The sequence below is a fragment of the Variovorax sp. 10L421 genome, from assembly GCF_056395365.1.
Map to the genome: position 1 here is coordinate 87,854 of NZ_JBFTJJ010000009.1, position 24,274 is coordinate 112,127.

Below are 24,274 nucleotides of genomic sequence, written 5' to 3' on the forward strand. Positions count from 1 at the left end.
TCCGCGGCCGCACCCCGGCTCAAGTAAGAGGCGGGGTGCGCTATGCCGCGAGGCAAGGACTGATTCCCGCGGCGGCGGTTGCAGGTGTCGGCGGTCGACCGTCTGTGTGGCTCGCCAAGGACATCAAAGCGTGGATAGCCGGGTTGTCCACCACAGCGGCCCCTGCATCGCCAGCCTCAGTTGCTCCTGCCGCGGAACCCACTGCCACCGCACACGTTCAGCCGCAGCAGGCGCCGCGGCGCGGGAGAAAGCGGCGCCCTTTGCCTGAACGCGCGCTCGCTCTGTTGCAGGGGTCCGAGGCCTGAAAAGGGAAAAGCCCGGACGCCTTGGGGAAGGCAACCGGGCTCGGAGAGGTAGCTTGGACGCTGCCTAAATTATCTTCGGGCCTCGTAAATGCGGCAAGCATCTCGCGCTTGCTCGCCTCCCTCGAGCATCGGGTTATTCGACCCATGGACGCGCTCACTCAATTTCTCGGCAGCGAGATCCTCTGGGTTGGCCAGCGGCTGACGCCTACAGCCGGTCAGGTGCTTGCCGAGCTATGCCGCAAGGCCAAGGCCAGCGACCCAGCTGCAGGGATCAAGGTGAAGCTTGAGTTTCTAGGCAGCCACGGGCCGAGGCAAGCCTCGCGCCGCGCCGTGGACGATGCGGTGGCCCTCTTGCTGCAAGTCGGCCTGATCGCGCGTGAGCGGCGCCGGCCGCGCGGCGCCAGGCTCAAGGAGGAAGTCGCCGTGACTCACCTGAATCCTGCATTCATCGAAATCGCGCTGGCTTGGCACAGGCGGCGTGCAGCGCTGCGCGCGGCGGGCAAGCGGGGGCACTTGGCCTACCCGCTACCGGCAGAAATCGAGCTCCCAATGACTTTCATCCCAGGGCCTCCGAGGCCAAGAGACTTGCGTATGGCAATCACGCCCAAAAAAGACGCCCCCTCTGGAAACCCAATGCCCATGCGGGTTGCCAGTGTCCCAGCACGCAAATACTGCGCTCTCCAGTACGCAAATTTTGCGGAGACCGGTATTCACACCCCCCTGGCCGCCGGACTCGACGCGAGAGACTTGGGCGGCCAAGGGGTGCACTCCTCCGCGGTTTCTGCGGCGCGCGAGCGCCGCTCCCCTCCACTCCCGCCCGCGACAGCGGGCTGGGGGGGTGGTGCCCAGTTCATCGAGAAACCAGCTCCCGAGGCCATGAGATCCCCGCTGATCGACTCTTCCATGGCCGGCCGCCAGTTGAACGAGTCCCAGGGAATGAGTCGATCAGAAACAGCGATGCGCGAACGGTGCTCCAATTCGACTCGCCTGGCCATTTGGATCATGAAACAGAACGGAGGCAATCGAGACCACCTGACCCGATTGGTGACGATTCGGTGTTCGAACGATGGCCGCTATTCCGGCGGCGAATTACCCATTGGAAAGTATTCCAAGAATGCCGAGTCGATCGGTCAATACAGCGGCCTCTCACTTACGAGCTGGGAAGATTTTTTCAAAATGGTGTACGCCCGAGAAAATAAAACATCCAAAGGCGCGGACGAGTTTATCGGCGAATCACTCTTTGCTGGACCACGCGAAGGTTCACGGATCCTTCTACTTGATGACATCAATTCAGCGACGCCACTTTTCGACGGGTTTGCTTGCGCAATTCTCGAAACGTCATTTGGAAATTTTCAGCACCTTTATGCGGGCGATAGAGATATGACGAATGAAGATCGTCATCAGGCTCACCGCGCCTTATATGAAATCACCGGATGTAAATCAGATTCTGGTGCACTTTCGGGGCATCAGGCTCATCGGTGGCCTGGCTCTGTAAATCTCAAGCCTGGCCGAGGAAGATTTTGGACTCGGCTTGTTTATTTGTCCGATGGAAAGAAGCATGAAATCGGAAATTTACTTGCAAAGCCCCAATTTAGTCGCCCGTCCGCATTGGAGAAGAAAGTGCCGGTGGCACAACAGCCGCGAGCGCTAACCCCTAGCTCCGGCACCGACAGCACAGCCTCAGGGCGCGACTGGGGCCGCGCGATCGGCATGCTGAAGTCCGGGCGTGGTGCTGCGGAGGTCGAAGCCTTCCTTCAGCATTCGGTGCGGCAGCCAGGTCGGCAACCGCGCGACGAGGTGCGCTGTACGCACTATGTAAGCACAACCCTAAACAAGCTCCGTCAGCAGGGCTTCTTGTCAGACTGAGATCAGGAGCCCCCAAGCTGCGGGGCACACCAGCGCCACGCTGCGACGGTGTGCCTCAGGGTAGGCCCCAGTGCTGTCTCAACTGCCCCAGCCGAATTTGTCATTTCGGTGCACCTCGCGCTTAGGAAGACCATCGCGGTCATGCCCTGCTCGAACCGAAACCAGCCTACGCCGGACCCCAAAACTTTCAGTTTTGGGTCCGGCGGCTGGTCATGGACTGCGTCCCTGAAACCCTGCTGCCGCGCCGCGCCCGCTGCTCCCTCGGAGCTTGATTCGTGAGCCGGCCGCTCACCTTCGACGAGCCTCTCGACGACCAGGTCAAGGTCAGGCTGACCGTGACTGAGGGCGCGTCGGTGCGCCGCGCTGCGGCGGCTAGCGGCGGATCTCTTAGTGACTTCCTCAGGGCGTGCCTGACCAGCGGAGGTCCCGACGTTCGCGCCACCGGCCGGCCCGCCCCGCGCCGCCGCCAGCCCGATTTGTCAAAACGCAGATACACGCAGGTTGATCCCGCGCTTCTGTTTCAGTTGAGTCAACTTGGCAATTCGGTCAATCAGATCGCGCATCGGTTGAACGCGCAATACATCACCGGTACTCCTGTAGATGTATTGACCTCAGCCAAATCCCTTAAGCAAATCGAACTCTCGATGCAGGAAATTCTGCATGCGCATCTGAGATAATTATGAATGTACGTCAGTTTTACTGCGCACGGCCAGGGAAATCCTCGAGATGCCATCGACTACATCTTGGCGCCGAAAGACGCCAAGGGCGTACAACGGGCGGGAATTCGCATTCTTCGAGGAGATCCTCAGCTCGTCGCAAAGGTGGCTGGCACGCTCGATTTCAAATGGCGCTACAAATCCGGTTCTCTCGGATTCAGCCCGGAAGAAAAATTAACCGAAGCGGAAACGCAGGACTTGCTGAACGACTTCGAGCGAGTGGCCTTTGCCGGGCTCAGTCCCCATCGAAATTGCTGGACTGCCGTCGAGCATCGGCGACCAAACGGTGGTGTCGATATTCACATCGTCCATGCCATGGTCGATTTGCAAAGCGGCAAATCTGTGAATATTGCGCCTCCTGGTTGGCAAAAAACCTGGGATCCATTCCGCAATTCATGGAATTGGAAGCTCGGCTTGGGCAGACCGGACGACGAAAGGCGGATGCAGGATGTACAACCTGCCAGGCACGAAGCCTTCATTGCGGCGTCGGAATTACGCGCGTCCCTGGCTGCTCAGCCTACCGATGCACCGACCACGCGGGCGCGCGTCGGAGCCTGGTTGGAGGCCGGGGTGCGTGCCGGTGCCCTGACCGACCGAGCATCAGTTCTCGCTGCCCTGACCAAGGCCGCGCAGCACGGCGGCGGCTCCATTACGAGAACCGGTGCCGACTACATCAGTCTCCGGTTGCAGCCTGGCGCCAGGCCGCTGCGCCTTCGGGGAGCCCTGCTCGATGAACAGTTCGATGCCGCTCAATGGCTCGAAGCTGACCGAGCCCGATCCGTTCGCGTTCCTGGACATGACCTGGTCATCGGCTCCAGCGGCAGAGGCGGTGACATCGACCTCGAACGGGCTCGAGCCGAGCGTCGCCGGCTCGTCACACAGCTCGAAGCCGCTGCCGCGCGGAATCGAAAACGCTATGGCCCAGACACCGAGCTCGATCGCATCTACATCGAGTCCGACGCCGACGGACATGGAGATCGAGCGCGGAGCGAAGGCGCTGGTCCAACTCGATCGGCAACTCGGCCAACTCGCCGCCAAGGGCCGGACGCTCGGAACGCTGCTCGATCAGGCGACGGCGCGGATGTCGACGGATCTCCAGCTACACGAACAGGCGCTGCGCGCGCAGATCGAGTTGAGCCAGGGGCAAACGACGACAGAGCTTCGGAACGCCCGCCAGCGTCTGCGCATGGCGTTGCTTTGGGCCGTCTTCACGCCGACCGTGGTGACGGCAGTGACGTGCGCCTTGATTGGCGCAGCGACGTGGGCTTGGGCACAGCTGCAGATATCCAACGTGCAGGCCGCGCAAGCGCAGCTCCAGCAGCCCGAAGCCCGGCAAAGCCAGAGCCCGGCCGCAAGCGCAAGGCGGCGGCCATGAGCGCGCCGTCTGTCGTCGATCAGTTCCTCGCCCGCGCCGAAGCGCGTGTTGCCGCCGCGATCCCCATCTCTTTCAACCACCACCAGGAGCAATCCATGAGCATCCCCGATCCATCTACAGCCACCACCTCGACACCTTCTCCAGCGGTTGCTGCACCCACGCGTCCATCGCTGAAGGACTCGTTGCGGTTCGATGCAGTGCCGAAGAAGACCGCCGTGGCGGCCGCGGCCGCCGGCGTCGATCTCGATCGCCCCCGGCCGACAGCAGTCAAAAGTGAGGCTGGCGAACTCGCTCCGATCGGATTCGGCCCCGGCTGGCTGAGCCGAATCTTGGAGGCGTTCAGGTCGCTCCTGATGCGCCTGCTCGGCGGCCTGTGGGGACCGTCCTCTATCCCTTCCGGCACCGTGGTGACGGGCGAGCCAGGAGAGCCGCCCCAAGACGGCAGGGATGCCCTCATTCAATTGCTCAAGGAAGAGCTCGCTGAGACGCGTGCTGAGCTTGCAAGGCTTCGTGCTGCGGCCAGTGCCGCAGGTTTGGATCTGGATCACGTCAATCGCGCCGAAGACGCTGTAGCGAAGAGTTTCGACGCGGCGGACCGTGCCCTTGCCCTCGACAGGGCACGCGATGCCGCCCGCGCAAAGCGCGAGGGTATGGAGCTGCCTGGAGAAGACCATCTGCGGCAACTCCGCAGCAACAGTTTTGCCGTGGCCGCCGTCGTGCCGGAAGACCGGCCACGAGCGCTCGAGGTCATGAACGCCGCGCGCGAAGACGCGACCACCTGGTCCCGCAGCGTGGCTGCGGCCGCGCGCCGTGCTCCAGATGACCACCCATTGAAGCTCCAGGTCCAGGCGATCGCGGAGGCGAGCACGATGGCCGATGCCGCAGCCGATGCTGCGGCTGCACTAGCTGGGCAAGCTGCGGCCGACGTAGAGGCAGCGGACGAAGAGGCCGCAGCGGGACCTGATCGGGCGCCATCGCCACTCGATAAATTGGATCCGGCGCGGGCCGCGGCGCTACGTGCTCAATGGATCGAGACCAACAGGCGGACCCGTCGTCTTCACGCCCACGTCGTGAATCTGCGCAGCCCCAGCGAAGAAGAGTTGCAGGCGCTGCCGACCCCCGCAGCGCGGCTCGCCGCGCTGCGGGCTCACGAGAAGACTTTGCAACTCGTGCAGGCCCAGCGCTACGAAGAGCTGGCCGAGCTCGGCGAGCAGCAGCGCGCGCTGGCCCGTCAGCTCTGGCCGGCCGACGACCTGGACGACGACACCGATCATGACCGTCCGGGTCGATCGTGAACCACCGCGTGGCCACGGATCTCGAGAAGGTTGGGGCACTGGCACTGCCGGTGCCAGTCTTCCAGGTGCAGCCCGCACCCCCAGCCTTGGCCGGCTGGGTGACCAGGCTGCTCGCACCCGTGGTCGCGGCGTGCCGCTTCCGCGGCACGTTTCCGGTCGAGCTCAGGCCGACCGGGTGCTGGGGCGGCTGGGCACTCCCCCCGGAATACGCGCCCGACAAGCGCGTCAGTATCAGTAATCGCATGCTCCATCGTTCGCCGCGCGCGCTGGTAGCTATTTTTTTGCATGAAGTCACGCACCAACTCGTTGGCGCCGATCACGACCACAACGCGGCGTTCTTTGCTACGAACTTGATGCTGCTGCTGCGGGTCAGCGAGTCGGTCGACGCCGATGTCGTACCCGCCGGCGGCGCACTGGCCGAGATGGGCCTTTATGACCTTCAGGCCCCGCCCGTTGAGCTGCAGCGCGAGCCGGATGCGGGCGTTGGCCGAGCCGTTTCGTGGGCCATCCGCGTGGCACATGAGCTCGCGCCGACGCCGATGGCTGCCGAAGACGCGGCCGTAGAGATCCGCGCCCGCTACACGGCCTGGATCGCCCAGCTTGAAGCAGCCCCGGCCGCAGCTGCTGCTCGTGCTCAGACCGTCGCTGACGCCGCCGCTTCTGCCAAGGCGACTCGCGATGAACTGCAGCGAACGATCGGCTTGCTGCGCTCTGTTTCGATTTGGCTGGGTGTCGCTGGCACGGCTGTTCTGGCCGAAGCGTTCATGCTGCTGAAGCTCGCGTTTGGCGGAGCTTGATCGTGACGCAAGCCGTCAAGTTCGCCGAGCATTCGGACGGACTCGGCCGAACCTTCGGCCAAGCTTCGTGCAAGTCCTCACTTGGCCGAACCTTGTACGAAGGTTCGGTCATCTTTTTTCTCTGCAGTGTTGCCGCGCGCTCGGCGCGCGGCTTTCGCGGCAGTGTTGTACGAAGGTTGGCAGAAGCTTCGTACAAGTCGCGACTTGGCCTAGGGTTCGGACAAGTTTCGGCCAACGATGGACGAAGGTTGGAAGAAGGCTCGGCTGTTGCTGATGTTTCCTCTTGGCGTCTCGCCCTTCGGGCGAACGCGCTCTCAGGGCTACGCCCCCAAGCCGCTCCGCGTCTTGGCCTTCGGTTCCGATCGCTGACGCACGCTGCCTGCGGCAGCAGCTCGCTGTGCTCGACGGCCTCCGGCCGGCCTGTGCCGCTGCGCGGCAGGAGGCGCTCGCCGCGCGGCGTCCCGTCTGGGAAATGTTCTCCGCGGCCTTCACCGTCTACGTCGCGCCTTCGCTATTCCTTCGTCAGTGTGGCCGGCGCCACGCGCTGCGCGCGCTCGATTGCCACCCGCAAGGGTTCGCTTCGCTCCCGTCCTCTCCCGTTCGCACTCGCTGCGCTCGCTTGCGCATGCGGCCTCCGGGCGGGCCCTTGCGTGCATCAATCGCGCCGGCCCCACGGACTCCGGGCGAAGGCGAGAGGTAGACGGTGATTGAGACCGCCTGGATCGTTTTCCCAGCCGGGACCGGATTCCCAAGGGGCTCAGCTCAAGGTTCCGGTGTTTTTTGAAGACCAACGCCGCATTGCGGCAAGAAAGGAAACCAGATGACAGAGCAAACAGTTTCAGTGGATCAAACGCAGGGCGCACTCCGCGCGTTCGCAGGCGACCGGGCTCCAGAGGGCGCTGAGTTTCGTCACCTGCTCGGCAAGGCGCGGGACGCAGCTCGCCGCGGCCGCGATGCCTGGGACGTTCAGTCGACCGGAGAGAAGGTGGCCGTGGCTTTGGTGTTGAACAAGCCGGCTTGGCTCAAGGCGATGGACTACTCGATGGTGGAGGCCATCGAGCGCACCGGCTCGGCCTGGCTTGCGCTCATGCCTGCCGTGGTCCGCGCGTTGAGGGACGCGGGCGAGATCTGAACGCAACGACGACGAGGAGTGAGCAATGAGTCAACAGCAAACCCAACAAGAAATCGACACCGCCAACGAGGCCGCCGGTATGGCGCTGGTTGAGCAGAAATGGGATGAGATCCGCAGGGAGCACCCAGCTTGGTATGCCCGCTACGACGACCTGATGCCAGACACGACTGCGAACCGCTCCGAGATGGCCGAGCTCTGGGCCACGGCGCCGACACCGTGGGCGGCCGCACTGATCTACGGGAAGTTCGGGCTTCGCCTCGAAATCTCGGTCCACGCCGGTATGCCGTTTTGATCTCAACCAACAGGGACCAACACCATGACAAGCACTTTCACAGCGCAACGGCTCGACCCAGCCGACGTTACTGCGTCGCGCTTTGCCACGCGTCACCCACGGGCGTACGAGACGGCCGGGTTTCAGAGCCTGAAGGCGGACATCGCCCATGCCGGCGGCAATGATCAGGCCATTAAGGTGCGGGCGCTGCTCAACCTCGAGAAAGAGGGCGTTCGCTACGAGATCGTGTTCGGCCATCGGCGCCATCGCGCGTGCCTGGAACTGGGTCTGCCAGTGAACGCGGTGGTCGAGCCATTCATGACCGACGCCCAACTGCACGCCGAAATGGAGCGGGAAAACCGCTATCGCGAAGACCTCTCTCCATGGGAGTTGGGGAGGCGCTATCTGACTGCGCTGGATGCAGGCCTGTATCCCTCAATGCGTCAAATGGCGGCGCAACTAGGCATCGACTGTTCCGCAGTCTCGAAGGCGGTGGGCCTGGCAAAGCTGCCGTTGGAGGTAGTCGATGCATTTTCCTCGCCGGTCGATCTGCAGCTTCGATGGTCGACCGCCCTTGCCGACGCCATGGCTCTGGATCCTGCCGGCGTGATCGAGCGCGCTCGCACCATTCGTGCAATGCACAAGCGGCCGGCTGCATCGGCTGTGTTCTCCATGCTCGTCTCGAAAAGGAAGATGCCATGAACGTCAAACCACTCAACGCGGAGGCTGCAGCCCGTCTCAGACGCGAGCTGGCGGCGATCGATCTGCAGCTCGAGGTCGAGCTCGCCGCAATTCGCCTGGCCAGCATCGAGTCGCGCCTGGAGCAGTTCGATGCGATGCAGCGCCAGCGCCGGCGGGCCGCCCAGTCGGCAGGACAAACAGCCGCAGCCGAGCACGACCGCGCGATGCGCCAAGCGCGTCTGGCGCAAGGCCTCGGCATAGCTCTGTTCGGCGGTGCAGCGGCTTTGTTTGCTGCTGCGCCTCGGCAGCACTCGATGGGATTGCGAGATCTCGACTGAACTCGCGCCCCAACACCTTTCAACAACAGATCTTCAGTTCCCGATTTTTTCTTTTCGGCTGGCACTCTTCGCATGGCGTCTATCGGGATTGAGGATGCGAGGTTCGCAGGGACCATGGCCGCAATCTCAATTTGCATTGGTGTTTTTCAAGTGCATCGTGCCAAGCCGCCCCGCCGCCGCAACAACGCGCAGGCTCGCCGAGCGCCACTCCGACAGGCACCGGATACGCTCTTCCTGCGCATCAGCCAAGGCTTTTTGCGTGCTGAGTATTTCCAGCACATCCGCCGCACCTTTCTCGTATTTGTGTTGCGAACTCGCCAGCGAAGACTGTGCAGCCTTCAGCAAGGCATCCGAGGCATCGAGGTTCTTGAGCGCGGCAGCAGCGTCCGAGTACGCCTGTACGACCTCCATGGCCACCCGATGCTCCACGTCATGCAACTCCGCATCGCGCTGTTCAACCAGCGCATCCGCGCCTCGAATCTTGTAGGTGCGCGCGAAGCCCTCGAAGATCGGCAGATTCAGCGTCACCCCCACCAATCGTTCCCGCGTCTGCGTCGTGCTCAGCCCCTGGCCAGGGCGCCCGTTCTGATAGAACGACGCCGAGAGATCGAACGACGGCAGGCCCTCGGAACGAGTGGCTTCGGCACGGGCTCGGGCCGCAGTGACCTGCGCGCGTGCGGCCTCAATGGCAGGGTGGCCTTTCTCCGCCTGCGCCAGCCAATCCGCGAGGGACTGGGCCAGTTCGCCGGCTTTCGGCGGCCCGAGAGGGGCCAACGCGAACGCCTTCCCGAACGGAGCACCGATGGCGTAGACCATGACGGCCTTGGCTTTGCCCAGGTCGCCGGCCGCCCGGCTCGCCTCCAGGGTCGCGCGGGCCACGGTAGTCTGCGCCTGCAGGGTCTCTCCGGCCGAGCCGGCGCCACGCGCCTCCTTACGGCGGGCGGTCTGCAGAGTGCTCGATGCAATCGAGGCCGCCTCCTGCTTGGCGACCAGGGCCGCCTGCGTCGTCTGCACGTCAAAGTACGCCTGGATCACCGCTGTCAGGGTCTTCTGCAACGTGGCGTCATGGGAGGCCAGCGCCGCCGCCAGCAGGCTCTTCGCCGCGCTCAGATTGGCCTCGCGCCCTCCAAAGTCCAGCAGGCGCCACGTGAGCGCCGCATAGACGGTGTTGCCCGTCGTGTGCGCGGCGGCGGTGGTGCTGCCAGGAAACCAGGTCGTGTCGTTCAGTCGACTCAGGGAGCCGGTCAGCGTCGGAAGGTAGGCCGCCTTCGCTTCGCCGACCGCCCCCGCTTGCACCTTGATCGCCGCCCAGGCCGCGCGCACCTGCGGATTGCTGCACAGCGCCAGTTCCACGGCCGCCTCGAGAGACAGCTCGGCGGCAGCCTCCCCTGTACCTGCCCCCCCGCAGGAGACAGAAGCCTCGTCGCCAGGAAGCACAACGCCGTCCCGCACCGCAGCAGGTGTCGTCTGAAGCGGATCGCGCAGGGCCTCCGCGCGCAGGATGTCGTCCAGGTCGAACGCACAGGCCGCGCCCGCATGGGCCAGGCACGCTGCCGCTGCAAACATCGCCGCCATCATCCGAGGTGGCCCTTGGAGTCGCAGCCCTCGCAACCGCTTATCGCTCACGCAGGCTTTCATGGACTTCCTGCAGCAGCGGGCTGAGCACATACTCGATCACGCGGCGCGTGCCGGTCTTGACCTCGACGTTCACCGACATGCCCGGGCTCAGAGTCGCCGGCTTGCCATCGACCTCCAACGTCGATGCGCCGAGCAGCACCTTGGCCGAATAGATCAGCCTCTTTTTCTCGTCCTGCTGCTTCTCGTCTTCGATGGCATCGTGCGAGACGTGCGTCACCTTGCCCGACAAGGTGCCGTACTTGGTGTAGTCGAACGCATCCACCTTGACCTGAGCGTCCTGGCCTTCGCGCACGAAGCCGATGTCCTTGTTCTCGAGGAAGGCCTCGACCTCCACCGAATCCTGCTGCGGCACGATCAGCATCAGCGGCTGCGCCGCCGGCACGACACCACCGACGGTGTGCACCGTGAGCTGCTGCACGGTCCCGTCGACCGGCGCCGTGAGCTTGAGCAATTTGCTGTGCGAATCGGCGCGCACCGCATCCTGTCGCGCGCCGCTCTCGATGCGGCCGCCCTCGGTCAATGCATCAAGCGCGTCCTTCTTGGTCTGCGCGATCAGCGCCGAGCGCTGGTTGCGGGCATCCGCGAGCTGGCCTTGCAATTCGACGCGGGCACGTTCCTTGTCGAGGTAGGCGTGCTCCGAAACATCGTGGTTGCGCGACAGTTCCTTGTAGTCACTCGCTTGCTGGGCGGCCAGCGCCAAAGCCTGGCCGAAGCGATGGATGTCGCCGTCGATACGGTCCAACTTGGTGCGGAAGTCTTTGTACTGGCCCTCGAGGTGGCTTTGTTCGGCGCGCCGCTGCTCGGGCGGCACGTGGTCGAGCGCGGGCAACTGCGGCACGCTCAATGTATCGACACCCCGAATCAGCGCCCTGGAGCGCGCGGCCTGCAGGGTCGCCACCACGGCATCGCCGGACGCCTTGTCTCGCTCCGCGTCCGTTGCGCTGGTGTCCAGCTCGAGCAAAGGCTCGCCAGCCTTGACGAATTGGCCTTCGACCACGTGCAACGCATGCACGCTGGCGACGTCGACCGAGGCAATGCTCTTGGTGCGTCCACTCGCAATCACCTTGCCTGTCGCATTCACCACGATGTCAATCTTCCCCAGGATGGACCATGCGAGCACGGCGGCAACCAAGGTCATCAGCACCCGCGCGGTCCAGCGCGCCGTCGAGGACACGGGACGTTCCTGCAGCGCCAGCGCCGCCGGCAGGAATTCGGCCTCGTCTTCATTGAATAGCCCCAGGCTGCGGTCGTTGCGGCGAGCCCAGTGGGCAGCGAAGACAGCGCGATAGTGCGCCAGTAAGCCGCCATAGGCCTGCGCGCGATGTTTGAGGTGTGGAAGGCTCATTGCATGACCGCCAACGCTGGCGGCGCCGCCATGGCCACCGTGCCCGACTGCAGGTTGTAGAGATGCCGGTAGATGCCGGCCTGGTTGCCCAGCAGTTCGGCATGTGAACCCTCTTCCGCGATCTGTCCACGCTCCATCACGATGATCCGGTTCGCTTCGCGCACGGCCGACAGGCGGTGCGCGATGATCAGCACTGTGCGGCCCTTACAGATGAGGCGCATGTTGTCCTGAATGATCTTTTCCGATTCGTAGTCCAGCGCGCTGGTGGCCTCGTCGAAGATCAGAACCCGTGGATTGGTGATCAGGGCACGCGCGATGGCGACCCGCTGACGCTGCCCACCCGACAAGCCGGTGCCATGTTCACCGACCATCGTGTCATAGCCCTCGGGCAGCTCGCTGATGAACTCGTGCGCGCCGGCCAGCTTGGCCGCGGCCATGATGGCTTCGATCGGGAGTGCGGGGTTGGACAGCGCGATGTTGTCGCGGATGCTGCGGTTGAACAGGGTGTTCTCTTGCAGCACGACGCCGATCTGCTGTCGCAGCGACGTGGTGTCGATCAACGCCAGATCCTGCCCGTCGACCATCACCCGGCCTCGGTCGGGGACATAGAGGCGCTGCACCAGCTTCGTCAGGGTGCTCTTGCCCGAGCCTGAGCGGCCGACGATGCCGATCACCTCGCCGGGGTGCACCTTGAGGTTCACCGCGCGCAGTACGTCGGGAGCATCAGGCCGGTAGCGAAACGACACCTGGTCGAACTCGATCTCGCCGGAGATTCTGGGAATGCGGGTCTTCTGGCCCGCGACCTCGGTGCGCGCATTGAGGATGTCGCCCAGGCGCTGCATGGAGATGCCCACCTGCTGGAAGTCGTTCCAGAGTTGGGCGAGCCGGATGATGGGCGAGGCCACTTGGCCAGCCAGCATGTTGAAGGCGACGAGCTGGCCCACAGTGAGCTTGTTGTCGACCACGAGCGTGGCGCCGATCCACATGATCGCGGCAGTGACCAGCTTGCTGACCAGCGTCACACCACCACCAGCGACCATGCCCACGTTGGTGGCGGACAGGCCCGCGGATACGTACGCGGCGAGCTGCTTGTCCCATTTCTGGGTCCAGCGCGGCTCAACGGCCATGGCCTTGACGGTGTCGATGCCACTGATGGTTTCGACCAGGAAGGACTGGTTTTCTGCGCTGCGATTGAATTTCTCGTTGAGGCGCGCGCGCAGGATGGGCGTGAAGACGATGGACAGAAGCCCGTACAACGGGATGGAGGCCAGCACAACCAAGGTCAGCCAGACGCTGTACCAGAGCATGACGGCCAGAAAGACGAAGGAGAACAGCAAGTCCATCACCAACGTGATGGCGTTGCCGGTCAGGAAGGAGCGGATGTTCTCCAGCTCGCGGATGCGCGCGACCGAGTCGCCGACTCGCCGGGCTTGGAAATAACTGATGGGCAGAGACAGCAGGTGCCGGAAGAGTCGCGCACCCAGTTCGACGTCGATCTTGCTGCTCGTGTGGGCGAAGACGTACGTGCGGATGCCGGTAAGCAGGGCTTCGAACAACGTGGCGCACAGTAGGCCGATGGCGATGACGTTGAGGGTTTTCATGGCGTGGTTGACCAGCACCTTGTCCATGACGACCTGGAAGAACATTGGGGTGACCAGCCCGATGATCTGCAGCACCAGGGAGATCAGCACGACCTCGCCCAGAAGCTTTCGGTACTTGATGAGGGCGGGAATGAACCAACTGAAGTCGAACTTGGCGATGTCGCCGGCGTAGGTGGCCTTCGAGGTGAAGAAGATCAGATCGCCCGACCACTGGGCGAGGAAGGTGTCGAGGGGGAGCACTTGCGGTGCTTCTCCCGCACGCTGGATCAGGATGCGCGCCATGCCTCCTGGTTGCTGTCCCTCCACTGCGGCGCCCGCGTCGTATCGACCGACGATCAGGAATCGGCCCTCACGGTCCAATGCCACTGCCGGCAGGGGCGCGCGGCCCAGCCGCTCAGGAGGTTGATGAACGAGCTTGGCGGTCAGGCCGAGCCGCTGGGCCGCGAGGAGGATCGTCTGCGCAGTGAACGGTTCGTGCCCGAACTCGTGGCGCAGCAGGGCCTCGTCGACGGCCACGCCGTGGTAGCCCGCCATCATCATGAGCGAGAGGAGTCCGGTATCCATGCCATCCCTGAATTCATCGCCTGTCGCGCGGTGCGCAGGTGTTCTTAATTGAGAAGTGCGCCCGACTGCGTTGCAGCCAGGGGCGTGGGAGCGATGCCCTCGATACCTCGTGCGGGATCTCTATCAGTGCGCGGCAGCCAGCAGTGGTGCGGTGACTTGCGGATTGTTTGCCGCGATCGAACTCGTCTGCGCTGACAGAGGCGGCGCGAAACTTCCCATCGCGTTGACAAGTTGATCGATCGAGGTCATTGCCGCGACCTGGGCGGCCGAGTCCGCCGGGACGATCGGAATTCCGGGCGGTAGCATCAAACTTCTGAAGTCAAAATCCACTCCATCAATATTGCCCGAAGTGCCATCGGTCCATGTAAACGTGCTCGCGTCAATCAGTGTGTTGCCGTTGCTGTTCTGATTGAGCAAAGTGGCATTGAGGTTGATTGAGGAGATCCCAAGTTGATCCAGCGATTGCAACTGACCGCTAGTGAAACTCGCGGTTCCGTCGGAAACCCAGACGCGCAGATCCTTCCAGGCTTGATCGCGACTGTCGATGACGCCGTCGTTATTGCTGTCGAGCTTCTTCAGCGCGCTGAAACCCGCGACCAACTGACTGTCCTGTGTCACCGGTGCGTCGGGTGTGGCGGGGTTGTAGACCAGCATGCCTTCGCCTGTTGTCGCCCAGCCTGTCCGAACCGGTTGACCATTGTTCAGCACGTCGAAGGTTGCCGTGGATGTCGCACGTGACTGGGTTTGGACGGCTCCACCCGTCAAGTTCAGCAGCAATGGGTCGAACTCGTCGTACCAAACGTCGTCGTAGTACGTCGAGTCATTCGACACCATGTCTCCCCCGAGAGAGTCGCCTTGGCCAAACGAATAGTCGCCGGCCCCGTACGCGAGCATGGTGTCGTAGTTCCCGAAGGTCAGATCGTTGTTGCCGGTTACGTAAGCCGTGAGGCCCCTGGCATCCACGTCCAGGATGTCGCCCGAAGCCGTGAGGTACATATTGGCACCGGTATCGTGGATCGTGTCGTTGGTTGCGCCTATGGCAGTGCCGACCGTATCGTTGGAGCCCGTGACCAACGCGACCGTGCCGTTGTTGCGCATGTCGATCGTGTCGCCGCTGGTCCACATCGTCATGTAGTTGCCCGCATCGAGAATGTCGTTGCCTGTGGCTCCGACGGCCGTGCCGATGTTGTCGTTGTTGCCGGTGACCGTAGCGACCGTGCCGTTGGCACGCATGTCGATCGTGTCGCCGCTGGTCCACATCGTCATGTAGTTGCCGGAATCGAGGATGTCGTTGCCCGTGGCTCCGACGGCCGTGCCGATGTTGTCGTTGTTGCCGGTGACCGTGGCGACCGTGCCGTTGGCACGCATGTCGATCGTGTCGCCGCTGGTCCACATCGTCATGTAATTGCCGGAGTCCAGAATGTCGTTGCCTGTGGCTCCGACGGCCGTGCCGATGTTGTCGTTGTTGCCGGTGACCGTGGCGACCGTGCCGTTGGCACGCATGTCGATCGTGTCGCCGCTGGACCACAACGTCATGTAGTTGCCCGCATCGAGGATGCTATCGCCCGTCGCGCCGTTGGCCGTGCCCACGTAGTCGCCGTTGCCGGTGACGGTGCCCACGACCCCGTTCTCACGCACATCGAGGATGTCACTCGACGCGGTCAGGGTGTTGTAGGTGCCGTAGTCGACGAAAGTGTCTCCGGTAGCACCTGAAGAGGATTCATAGACATTGGAATCCCCGCTGACCTGGATTTCCGCATTGCTATTGAGCAGGTCGATCGTGCTGTTGTTTGCCCAGACGTTGTTGCCGTTGCCGTTAACACTGAGGTAGTCGCCGCCACCCCACAGGTTCACTCCGTCGTTGCTGCCCGAGAGGTTGAAGCTGGTGTTGGCCCAGGTGCCAATACTGTCGCCGGTTCCGTTGACGGAGTAGCCCGAGCCGCCGAGCAGACCGAGGTAGTCGCCGCTGCCCCCCAGGTTCACTCCGTCGTTGCCGCCCGAAACGTTGGCTTGGCTGTTGCCGTTCAGGTAGATGCCAGTGCCTTGCCCATTCGCCGTGGTGCCGCCAAAGCCGTCGCCATTGGCATTGACGAGGTCGAGGTTCCCGTTGGTGCCGCCAACGACGGTCAACGCACCAGCGACGGTGTCGATGGTGTTGCCTCCGCCATAGGCACCGAGGCTGTCACCCGTCGCCTCTCGCACTGTGTTGTTATTGCCGAAGAGGTTTACCTGAGTATTGGTCGCCATTGAAATCGCACCGCCGTTGACATTGACGGCGTCGAAATCGTTGTTGGTTCCGGAAACGTTGAGTTGGTCGCCAGCACTCTCGTTGATGGTGTTGGCGCCGCCGATCACATTGACATCTGCGTTGCTGCCCAACACAACAGTGGCGTTGGAGTCCGTCACGGTGTCCGCGTTGGCCCCGGTGCCACTCAGGATGAAGGTGTCGCCGGCCTGCCCACTGATGGATTCGCTGCCTCCCGCGACTGTGACCTGTGCATTGGCGGCGGCCACGATGGTGTCGCCTGAACCGGTGATGGTGACCGTGCTGCCGGCCGCGACGTAAATTGTGGCGTTGCTCTCGGTCACGAGGTCGCCGTCGACGGCGTCCACCGTGACGCCCGTGCCGCTGATGGTGGCCCGGGTATTGGCGCCGAGGTTGACGGTGCCGTTAGTGATACTGACGCTTTCGCCCTGGCCTGTCAGATTGACCGTGCTGCCAGTTGCGCCTGAGACGGTGTTGTTGTCACCGGAAATATTCAGTGCGTCATTCTCGCCCGCGACGATCGTGTTACCGGTGCCCTCCACATCGCCGGTGGCACCATTGGAAAATGTCACATTTCCATTGGTTTCGTTGATTGAAATATTGCTTCCAGTTGCGTTGACGGAGTTATTTTGCCCTGACTCATTCAAATTTCCATTGATGCATGTTGCGATAGAGTTGCCGGAAATAATGGCGACTGTATTTCCACAAGTTACGGTATTTTCTCCGCTAGATGTCAGATTGGCGCTGCTGCCGTTGCTCAGTGCGATGTTGTTTCCACCACCCGTTATAGAAATACTCCCGGATCCAATTTCAATATTTACATGATCTGCAGTAATAGATCCGTCACTATTTACCGTGCCCAAATTCGGGGCGGCGTTGCCGCCCGCACCGATGTGGGTATGTGTTTGATCGGTCAGCGTGATCTGTCCATTCGAGATTTGCTCTTGCCAACTGACGCTTCCATCATTGTTGGTTGCGGTGTGCAGCGTGGTGTTTGTGGTGAGTAAGAACGGAGAATTGTTGTAGTCGATGCGAACAGATTCGCCCAGTTGGGATTCAACATTGTTTTCTGCGGCAACGGCTACTTGCTCCGCCAGGTTCGGAAATTTTCCCGACGAAGGGGTTTGAAAGTCAGCAGCAAGATTGGGATCTGTTGTGTGTGCTCCCTCATGGATCAATGCCATCGCCGATGAATCTACTCCAGAGGGAACTCCCGTGGAGTCAACAACGACAAATCCTTTTCCCGGATCCCAGTAGACGGTATTTGGTGCGCCCGAATTGTTAAAACCAGGAATTTGCGCCTGCTGCGCAAGCGTTGGAACATACTCGTCGTCTCCGCTGTGATTTATGCTAATGGAGACGCCTCGATCTACCATGCCTTGCAATATTGTCTGGGCATCAGAACTTCCCTGCAGGTAGGAGAGGGCTGAGTTCAGGCTATCGACATCGCTTTGCGCTGCCCCCGAGGAAATGGAAACACCAAAATTAGCCGCGGTGAATGTGGTCATTTAAATCCCTTGGTCTATAAAGGCTGAAAACTCAAGAAGCCGATTAATTTGGAGGGAAATCCGATTTTTTGGGGAAATTCGAACAATTGCCCCTCTCCATCACGCCCGATTTGCCTTGATTCGAGCGTTGCTTAACGGCGAGGGAGTATACTGATCCAACAAGTTCCTTATTCACCCTGATAGGAATTGCAGAAGATTTTGAATTGTCTTGAGACTCAACTATTTCGAACGATCCATCGAGGTGGGATATCACCCCCGGCAGTAAAGATTTGCCATTTACGGCTTCGATCGCGATAGTGCCAAAGCGAAAATCGTGAGGTGGAGCGTAATTTTGACCGAGGAGGATTTTTATTTTTTCCCCCGTAGGTAGTAGAAAATAAATCCCGTTCAAAGGCTCCCAGCCCATAGGGCTTGGCAGGGAATGTGGCTTTGATAGCTCAATCAATTGAGTTAATCTCGCGATACCTCTCTTGTCGATCAGAATGAGCTCACAGCCAGACGATAGCAATTCGGCTTCCTGCACCGCATTAGCGCGGAGTTTGAGTGGCAAAAAAAACATTCTGACCTCAGTGGCGTGACGCGCTTGCCGAAGAATCTCGTCAAGATTTTCTGAAGGTGCTTTTGCGAGTGCCCACTGCGAGGCCGCAACAAGAAAAAGGAAGAAGAAAATCCTGCGCGCTCTTGATTTGCAGTCGGCATGGAGGTAATTCATGGTTTTCCAAGCGTGTTTAGTGCTTTTATCGATTGCACTTCAAAATGCGGGGCGGCTTGGCTGGATTTTTGGAAAAATCACTTTAGGCATATTGAAGTCATCGCTTCAGCGAACTATATGGAATGAATGCTATTTGATGAGCGCCGCGAAAAAGTTAGCCGAAAATTAGCCAAAGCGTTGGAATTTTGGTTTTGCGCTTATTACTATTTCAACTGACCGCACCCTGACTTGCTTGGACGAACTCTTGCTGACACCCGCATCGAGGATGCTATCGCCCGTCGCGCCGTTGGCCGTGCCCACGTAGTCGCCGTTGCCGGTGACGGTGCCCACGACCCCGTTCTCACGCACATCGAGGATGTCGCTCGACGCAGCCATCCCGAAGGCGGCTCGCTCACCGGATCAGCTCGCGACCCGGTTCGTGCGGCTGATTGGCAAGCTGTACCGTGCGGAGGCCTTGGCCAGGGATTGGACGCCCGCGCGTCGGTTGCGGATGCGCTCGCGCTACAGCGCCGCGGTCGTGCGCGAGATCGAGCGACTGCTGCTGACGCACTTGCATAGTGTTGCGCCGTCGAGCTTGCTGGGCGAGGCACTGCACTACCTGCACGGGCAGTGGCCCAAGCTCGTGCGGTTCCTGGACAACGGCGCTTGGCCGCTGGGACTCCAACCCGGTGGAGAACGCGATTCGCCCCTTCGTGGTCGGAAGACGGTCATGGTTGTTCGCTGACACCGTAGGCGGCGCGAACGCCAGTGCCAATCTTTACTCGCTCATCGAGACCGCCAAGGCCAACAACGTCGAGCCCTACCGCTACCTCGTCGCGCTGTTCAAGAAGCTGCCGCTGGCGCAGACTGCCGACGACTACGAGGCGCTGCTGCCCTGGAACATCGAGCTCGTCGAACCGTAGACCTCTGCGCGCGCATCGATTCCGGCGCCGCGCGCAAGGGCGTGGTTTATTGAGCACCTTACGTTCTTCACTGGCATCGGCCCGGGTGATCGCGCGACGGCGGCTGGATATCCATGGCGAATCGCGCTCGATGACAACTCGGACAACACCGGCGGCAACGCCAACGTGAGCACGGGCCGCGGCGCTGAGTCGATCCGCAGCCTCCTGAGCGCGCCCTACCACGCACTCGACCTGCTGACCGCTGCACTCGACGTCGGCATCTCTGTGAAGAGCAGCGACGACGCTGGAACCACGGGTTCGGGCGGTCCACGAACGATCGCGCAATACAACTTCGGTCTGCAGCAAACCGCGTTTGCACAGCACCCAGGCGCAGAGGAAATCCGGACTTACCCCTGCAACGGCACGACGGGCACAGCGTTCGAGTTGAAGAACGAGTCGCCGAATCCGATCCCCGGCCGTGACCTTGCGGCGAACCCGATCGGCCAGCCGATCATCATCGCCGTGCGTCCTGGCCAGCTCGTGGAAATCACTTCTGCAACGATGGTGAAGAAATCCGACCTCACAGCGATCGCACTGCGCCCGACGATGACGTGCGCGAACGATCCGAACAGCCACCTCGACCCGAGTCGGGCGATCATCCTCCCGGATGTCCCGCCGGAACCCAACACCGAGTACACGGTGTCGATTGCTGGCACGAACACCGCGATCGCCGACTTCAATAACGGGCATCCAGTGAGCAGCGGCACCAATCCGGCGATCACGTCGAACGCGACGGGCGCCTTCATGAAAACGTTCACGTTCAAGATGGGAAGCTGATCGTAGATCGACTCGCGGGTGCGTTGCCCCTGGACCAGCCACCGACCGCCGATCTTTCGTACTCAAAGAAAAAGCGCCCGAAGGCGCTTTTCTTTGTTGAGGCTCCGAGCTCAGGGGCGAGGCATGTTGGCGTATGCGAGCGCCAAACACATCGGGAAAGCACTGACCCCACCTGCTGTGGCTGCGCAAGAGTTCGCGGCCGTGATAACGATGTATTCGTAGTCGACGTTCACACCGTTCAAGGCCCGGTTCGCCACACCTTGAGCGTTGCTGGCCACAGCCTGCGCATTGTTGGCTGCCTGGCGTGCGTCCTGGGCCACCTGGCCGGACCAATTGGCGGTGCTCTGGGCGTTGTTCGCGGTGCCCTGAGCGTTGTTCGCCAACGAAGTCACGTAGGCGATCGATTGCGCGATAGGGGCCCCTGCGACCTGCTGACCGCCGGTCGAATTCGCCACCTGGTAGGTCTGCGCATGCGCGCTGAAGGCAAGAGTAAGAACCAGCGCGGCGCCGGCCCATGGATTCATCTTCATCTGGAAGTTCCTTTCGAGTTGGTGACCGCTCGCAGGCCCGAAAGGAGGGTTGGATGTGCCGAGGAGATGAATCGGCCAAAGCCTGCGGGTGGTCGAAGCCAGTGTGCGGGTGGCACCTCTGTGCACTGAAATGACAAATTCACGCGGCCCTGATTGGCTCGCTAACCAATCTTCGCGAGCAAATCAGTCGCCCGAAGATGCGTATACCGCTTGAGCATCACAAACGACTTATGACCACTGATGCTCGAGGCCTCAATGGCGCTCATGCCCTTCTCAAACAATCTGGACACCCCCTCATGGCGTAGGTCGTGCCAACGCAAGCCACTGATCTTGAGACGCTTCAGGGTTCGTTTCCAGATCATCAAGACCGCGTTGGCCGTGCACCCGAACACTCTGCCGTCGATGCTGCGCGGCATGGCTTGCAGGACCGTCATCGCCTTCGACGACAGCGGGATTTCGTGCGGAACCCCTTTGTTTACGCGCTGATGGTAGGCGCGCGGAATCATGAGCACTCGGTCGGCCAAGCTGATCCACTCCCACCGCAGTTCGAAAAGCATGGCCTGCCGCAGCGTGGTCTCTACGGCCAGTTCGAAGGCGGGAGCAGCCCATGGGTTACCGGTCTCGGCAAGCGCCATTGCTAGGCGCTCCCGCTCGCCAGGGTGCAGGCGCCGATCGCGCGCCTTTGTGCCGCTGGGCTTTCGGATGTTCTTCAGCGGATTCGGCTGCCCTTCCCAGCCCCACTCCTTTCGTGCCATTTCGAACAGATGGCTTACCAATTGGAGCTCGAGTCTGATCGTATTCTCGGCACGGCCCGCCCGGCGCCGCTCGTCCCTATACGCCGCAAAGTCGGCCCCCCGCAGCGTTGCCATGAACCGTTGCGCAAGCGGATGCTGCTTCCAGCGTTCAATGCGCTGCAGGTCCCGTTCAGGATGCGCTTTACGGCTGCTGAAGTCACGCCCATAGCGATCGAATGCCTCCGCCAGCGTAGTGCTCTCGGCCTCCCGGTTGTCGCGGTAAGTCCCGCGGTCCATGTCCGCCTCGATCGCCCGTGCGATGCGGTGCGCTTCCGCTGACGTGTCGGCCGTGCCGAACCAGGCTGGCCAGCCTTTGCGCCGGATCTGGATCTTGTAGTTGCCCTCGCGGGTCTTTTGGATGCTTGCCAAGTGGTGGGTCCTCTGGTCGATCGATGAAGCCCACAATGTCCAGTGCACTGAAATTGCACTGAAATGACAAATTCGGCGCCGATTCCTGTTGTGCCCGCGCCATCCGAAAAGACAAAAAAAACGGCCGGAACCCGCATAGATGCTGGGTTTCGACCGATTCAGTGTTGGTGGTAGGACGTACTGGATTCGAACCAGTGACCAACGGATTAAAAGTCCGCTGCTCTACCAACTGAGCTAACGTCCCGGAACCATTTTTTCTTCTAGCCGGTATCGAATCCGGCAAAGCCTAAGATTATAGCGTGACGTTCGAGGCGATTTGGTCGAGAACCCAGCCCGCTGCACATTGACCGAAGGTCGCGGTGACGCTGACCACCGATCCGTAGCCATGGCAGTTGAGCGAGCCGTCGCCTTCGATGGCGCATGACGCGTCGGGCGGCGCCACGCTTTCGCGGCTGAAGACGCAGGCAATGCCGATCTTGCGGCCTTCGCGCGGCGCGCCGTGTTCCTTGCGCAGGCGCTGGCGCAATTGCGCCAGCAAGGGGTCGTGCGTGACAAGCGACAGGTCGTCGATGTCGACCTTGTGCGCCTGCCGCTTGCCGCCCGCCGCGCCCACCGTGACGAACGCAGCGCGCGATGAAGAAGATGCACGCGCCCACGCCGCCATGGCCACCTTGGCCTTCACCTGGTCGCAGGCATCGATGATGGCCGTTGCCGGCCCGTTCGCGGCCTGCGCCGCATCGAGCAGCGATGTCCAGTTGCCGGGCTCGACGAAATCGTCGATCGCCTGCACCTTGCATCCGGGGTTGATCTGCGCGATGCGGTCGCGCATGGCTTCGACCTTGGCCTGTCCCACGGTGGCATCGAGCGCATGGATCTGGCGGTTGATGTTCGACTCCGACACGTGGTCGAGGTCGATCATCGTCAGCCGCCCCACCCCGCTGCGCGCCAGTGCCTCGACCGCCCACGAACCCACGCCACCGATGCCGACGACCAGCACATGCGCGTTGCGGATGCGCGCGGCACCGGCAACGCCGTACAGCCGCTCGAGTCCGCCGAAGCGGCGCGCAAGATCGGGCACCGCGGTGTCGGTGAGGACATCCGCGGCGGTGGGAGGAGTGGTGAAAGCGTCGATGACGATGGCACTCAAGCGCAAGGCTCCGCCGGCATCAACGCAGGCGCGAGAGGCGCTCGCGGCCGGCCTGCGCGGCTTCGGACTGCGGATAGGCCTTGGTCAGGTCTTCCAACGTGCGGCGCGCGGCGCGCGTGTCCTTCAGCTCGATCTGGCAGTTCGCGATCGACAGCACGGCCTCGGGGGCCTTGGCATGGTCGGGCGCGAGCGAGAGCATGGAGCGGAAGTTCGCGATGGCCTCGTTGTAGTTGCGCGTGGCGTACTGCGCATTGCCGAGCCAGAACAGCGCAGAAGCGTTGTAGCCGCTCTGCGGGTAGCGCTTGACGAATTCGGCGAACGCGGTCTGCGCCTGCGCGAACTGGCCCGAGCGGAACACGCCGAGGGCGGCGTCGAAGTCGGCCTTTTCCTTGGGATCGGCGGTGAACTCGCGGCCGTCCACCGATACCTTCGAGGGCTCGCTCTGCTTGAGCTTGTCGTCGATGGTGCTCTGGCGCGACTGCATCTCGCTCAGCGTGCGCGTGAGCTGCTCGTTCTGGCCGGTCATGCGGGCGAGGTCGCCACGCATCTGCTCGATCTGGTTCTGCAGGTCGAGCAGGCTGCGGCGCAACTGGCCGTTCTCGTCGGTCAGCCGCTGGTCGGTCTGCTGGCGCATGGCCTCGACGCGCTGGCGCAGATCGAGGATGGCGCGGCGAGCCTCGTCATCCTCGAACAGTGCGGCCTGCGACCCCATCGAGACGCAAAGCAGGGCGGCGGCCAGCGCCGCGCCTCGCATGAGAGCGCGTGGCATCACCGGGTGTAGCGGAGTTCGGCGCGGCGGTTCTGTGCCCATACTTCCTCACCCGAGCCCGGGACGGCAGGCTTTTCCTTGCCGAAGCTCACGGCCTCGATCTGGCCATCGCTCACGCCCAGCAGGGTCAGCGCGCGGCGGACGGCTTCGGCACGCTTCTGGCCGAGCGCCAGGTTGTATTCACGCCCGCCACGTTCGTCGGTGTGGCCTTCGATCGAGACGCGGCGCTGCGGATTGGCCTTGAGGAACCTGGCGTGGCCGTCGATCAGCGACTGGAATTCGGGCTTGACGGTGTAGCTGTCATAGTCGAAATAGACGATGCGCGCCACGCCAACCGGACCCTGCGCGGTGCCGGCGTTCTGATCGGCATTGACTGGCGTCACGGTGCTGGCGCCGCCGCCCTGCTGGCCCGCGGTGCCGCGCCCGTCGGTCACGGGCGTGTCGGTGAGCTTGGTGCCCGACGAGCAACCGGCGATGAGAGCCACGATGGCCAGCGAATAAATCGTACGTTTCAACATTTTTTCAAACTCCTCAAAT

Annotated in this window: 22 protein-coding genes, 1 tRNA gene and 1 pseudogene; 11 read left to right on the top strand and 13 right to left on the bottom strand. The window is 62.2% G+C overall.

Annotated features, from left to right (window positions below):
• Nucleotides 1-449 precede the first annotated feature (449 nt).
• Both AC1DFC_RS14270 and AC1DFC_RS14275 read left to right on the top strand, forming a co-directional pair.
• The gene (locus tag AC1DFC_RS14270) at nt 450-2,171 is read left to right on the top strand and encodes a DNA-primase RepB domain-containing protein (RefSeq protein WP_478179454.1); all 1,722 of its coding nucleotides are present in this window, start codon (nt 450-452) and stop codon (nt 2,169-2,171) included.
• A gap of 275 nt (nt 2,172-2,446) precedes the next feature.
• Nucleotides 2,447-2,848, top strand: a complete 402-nt coding sequence (locus AC1DFC_RS14275) for a plasmid mobilization protein (protein ID WP_042673203.1) — start codon at nt 2,447-2,449, stop codon at nt 2,846-2,848.
• A gap of 213 nt (nt 2,849-3,061) precedes the next feature.
• Here AC1DFC_RS14275 and AC1DFC_RS14280 read toward each other — a convergent pair whose 3' ends face one another.
• Both AC1DFC_RS14280 and AC1DFC_RS14285 read right to left on the bottom strand, forming a co-directional pair.
• Nucleotides 3,062-3,217 carry a hypothetical protein gene (locus AC1DFC_RS14280; RefSeq protein WP_478179455.1) on the bottom strand — a complete coding sequence of 52 codons (156 nt, stop codon included), beginning with the start codon at nt 3,215-3,217 and terminating at the stop codon, nt 3,062-3,064.
• 270 nt (nt 3,218-3,487) lie between these two features.
• Nucleotides 3,488-3,859 carry a hypothetical protein gene (locus AC1DFC_RS14285; RefSeq protein WP_007832332.1) on the bottom strand — a complete coding sequence of 124 codons (372 nt, stop codon included), beginning with the start codon at nt 3,857-3,859 and terminating at the stop codon, nt 3,488-3,490.
• Between AC1DFC_RS14285 and AC1DFC_RS14290 the strand changes: the two genes are divergently transcribed.
• The 7 genes from AC1DFC_RS14290 (at nt 3,858) to AC1DFC_RS14320 (ending at nt 8,776) form a co-directional block, all read left to right on the top strand.
• Nucleotides 3,858-4,262 (top strand): hypothetical protein, encoded by a 405-nt coding sequence (locus tag AC1DFC_RS14290; RefSeq protein ID WP_042673204.1) that lies wholly within the window; start codon nt 3,858-3,860, stop codon nt 4,260-4,262. The two genes, AC1DFC_RS14285 and AC1DFC_RS14290, sit on opposite strands and share 2 nt — an antisense overlap.
• The gene (locus AC1DFC_RS14295) at nt 4,259-5,557 is read left to right on the top strand and encodes a hypothetical protein (protein WP_478179456.1); all 1,299 of its coding nucleotides are present in this window, start codon (nt 4,259-4,261) and stop codon (nt 5,555-5,557) included. The genes AC1DFC_RS14290 and AC1DFC_RS14295 overlap by 4 nt, the downstream gene beginning before the upstream one ends.
• On the top strand, nt 5,554-6,354 hold the full coding sequence (locus tag AC1DFC_RS14300) for a hypothetical protein (RefSeq protein WP_007832338.1): 801 nt from the start codon (nt 5,554-5,556) through the stop codon (nt 6,352-6,354). The genes AC1DFC_RS14295 and AC1DFC_RS14300 overlap by 4 nt, the downstream gene beginning before the upstream one ends.
• An 820-nt stretch (nt 6,355-7,174) precedes the next feature.
• Entirely contained in the window at nt 7,175-7,486 is a 312-nt protein-coding gene (locus AC1DFC_RS14305) for a hypothetical protein (protein ID WP_007832341.1), read from the top strand.
• Nucleotides 7,487-7,511: 25 nt separating this feature from the next.
• Nucleotides 7,512-7,778, top strand: a complete 267-nt coding sequence (locus tag AC1DFC_RS14310) for a hypothetical protein (RefSeq protein WP_007832343.1) — start codon at nt 7,512-7,514, stop codon at nt 7,776-7,778.
• 24 nt (nt 7,779-7,802) lie between these two features.
• On the top strand, nt 7,803-8,459 hold the full coding sequence (locus tag AC1DFC_RS14315) for a ParB/RepB/Spo0J family partition protein (RefSeq protein WP_478179457.1): 657 nt from the start codon (nt 7,803-7,805) through the stop codon (nt 8,457-8,459).
• Entirely contained in the window at nt 8,456-8,776 is a 321-nt protein-coding gene (locus tag AC1DFC_RS14320) for a hypothetical protein (protein WP_007832347.1), read from the top strand. The genes AC1DFC_RS14315 and AC1DFC_RS14320 overlap by 4 nt, the downstream gene beginning before the upstream one ends.
• A gap of 126 nt (nt 8,777-8,902) precedes the next feature.
• Here AC1DFC_RS14320 and AC1DFC_RS14325 read toward each other — a convergent pair whose 3' ends face one another.
• The 5 genes from AC1DFC_RS14325 to AC1DFC_RS14345 all read right to left on the bottom strand — a co-directional run bounded on the left by AC1DFC_RS14325 (nt 8,903) and on the right by AC1DFC_RS14345 (nt 18,410).
• On the bottom strand, nt 8,903-10,354 hold the full coding sequence (locus AC1DFC_RS14325; RefSeq protein WP_162130817.1) for a TolC family protein: 1,452 nt from the start codon (nt 10,352-10,354) through the stop codon (nt 8,903-8,905).
• Between the two features lie 37 nt (nt 10,355-10,391).
• Complete coding sequence (locus tag AC1DFC_RS14330) at nt 10,392-11,759, bottom strand: HlyD family type I secretion periplasmic adaptor subunit (protein ID WP_007832351.1); 1,368 nt, start codon at nt 11,757-11,759, stop codon at nt 10,392-10,394.
• On the bottom strand, nt 11,756-13,924 hold the full coding sequence (locus AC1DFC_RS14335) for a type I secretion system permease/ATPase (RefSeq protein WP_478179458.1): 2,169 nt from the start codon (nt 13,922-13,924) through the stop codon (nt 11,756-11,758). The genes AC1DFC_RS14330 and AC1DFC_RS14335 overlap by 4 nt, the downstream gene beginning before the upstream one ends.
• Nucleotides 13,925-14,047: 123 nt before the next feature.
• Nucleotides 14,048-17,698, bottom strand: coding sequence for a beta strand repeat-containing protein (locus AC1DFC_RS14340; RefSeq protein ID WP_478179459.1), 3,651 nt, complete (start codon nt 17,696-17,698; stop codon nt 14,048-14,050).
• A 43-nt stretch (nt 17,699-17,741) separates the two neighbouring features.
• On the bottom strand, nt 17,742-18,410 hold the full coding sequence (locus AC1DFC_RS14345) for a hypothetical protein (RefSeq protein ID WP_007829177.1): 669 nt from the start codon (nt 18,408-18,410) through the stop codon (nt 17,742-17,744).
• A gap of 367 nt (nt 18,411-18,777) precedes the next feature.
• On the opposite strand from AC1DFC_RS14345, the pseudogene AC1DFC_RS14350 reads away from it, so the two are divergent.
• Nucleotides 18,778-19,312, top strand: a pseudogene (locus AC1DFC_RS14350) (IS66 family transposase); the annotation flags it as partial.
• Between the two features lie 165 nt (nt 19,313-19,477).
• Nucleotides 19,478-20,128, top strand: a complete 651-nt coding sequence (locus AC1DFC_RS14355) for a hypothetical protein (protein WP_007829181.1) — start codon at nt 19,478-19,480, stop codon at nt 20,126-20,128.
• Between the two features lie 110 nt (nt 20,129-20,238).
• Here AC1DFC_RS14355 and AC1DFC_RS14360 read toward each other — a convergent pair whose 3' ends face one another.
• From AC1DFC_RS14360 to pal, 6 genes are all read right to left on the bottom strand, one after another.
• Nucleotides 20,239-20,658: an alanine-zipper protein gene (locus tag AC1DFC_RS14360; RefSeq protein WP_007829182.1), complete on the bottom strand. Its 420-nt coding sequence runs from the start codon at nt 20,656-20,658 to the stop codon at nt 20,239-20,241.
• Nucleotides 20,659-20,819: 161 nt separating this feature from the next.
• Nucleotides 20,820-21,821, bottom strand: coding sequence for a site-specific integrase (locus tag AC1DFC_RS14365; RefSeq protein WP_007829183.1), 1,002 nt, complete (start codon nt 21,819-21,821; stop codon nt 20,820-20,822).
• Nucleotides 21,822-21,989: 168 nt separating this feature from the next.
• A tRNA-Lys gene (locus tag AC1DFC_RS14370) sits at nt 21,990-22,065 on the bottom strand.
• Nucleotides 22,066-22,113: 48 nt separating this feature from the next.
• Nucleotides 22,114-22,968, bottom strand: coding sequence for a tRNA threonylcarbamoyladenosine dehydratase (locus AC1DFC_RS14375; RefSeq protein ID WP_007829184.1), 855 nt, complete (start codon nt 22,966-22,968; stop codon nt 22,114-22,116).
• A gap of 19 nt (nt 22,969-22,987) precedes the next feature.
• A complete protein-coding gene (gene ybgF, locus AC1DFC_RS14380) occupies nt 22,988-23,737 on the bottom strand; it encodes a tol-pal system protein YbgF (RefSeq protein WP_042672779.1) in 750 nt (249 codons plus the stop codon).
• The gene (gene pal / locus AC1DFC_RS14385; protein ID WP_007829187.1) at nt 23,737-24,255 is read right to left on the bottom strand and encodes a peptidoglycan-associated lipoprotein Pal; all 519 of its coding nucleotides are present in this window, start codon (nt 24,253-24,255) and stop codon (nt 23,737-23,739) included. The genes ybgF and pal overlap by 1 nt, the downstream gene beginning before the upstream one ends.
• Nucleotides 24,256-24,274: the final 19 nt, after the last annotated feature.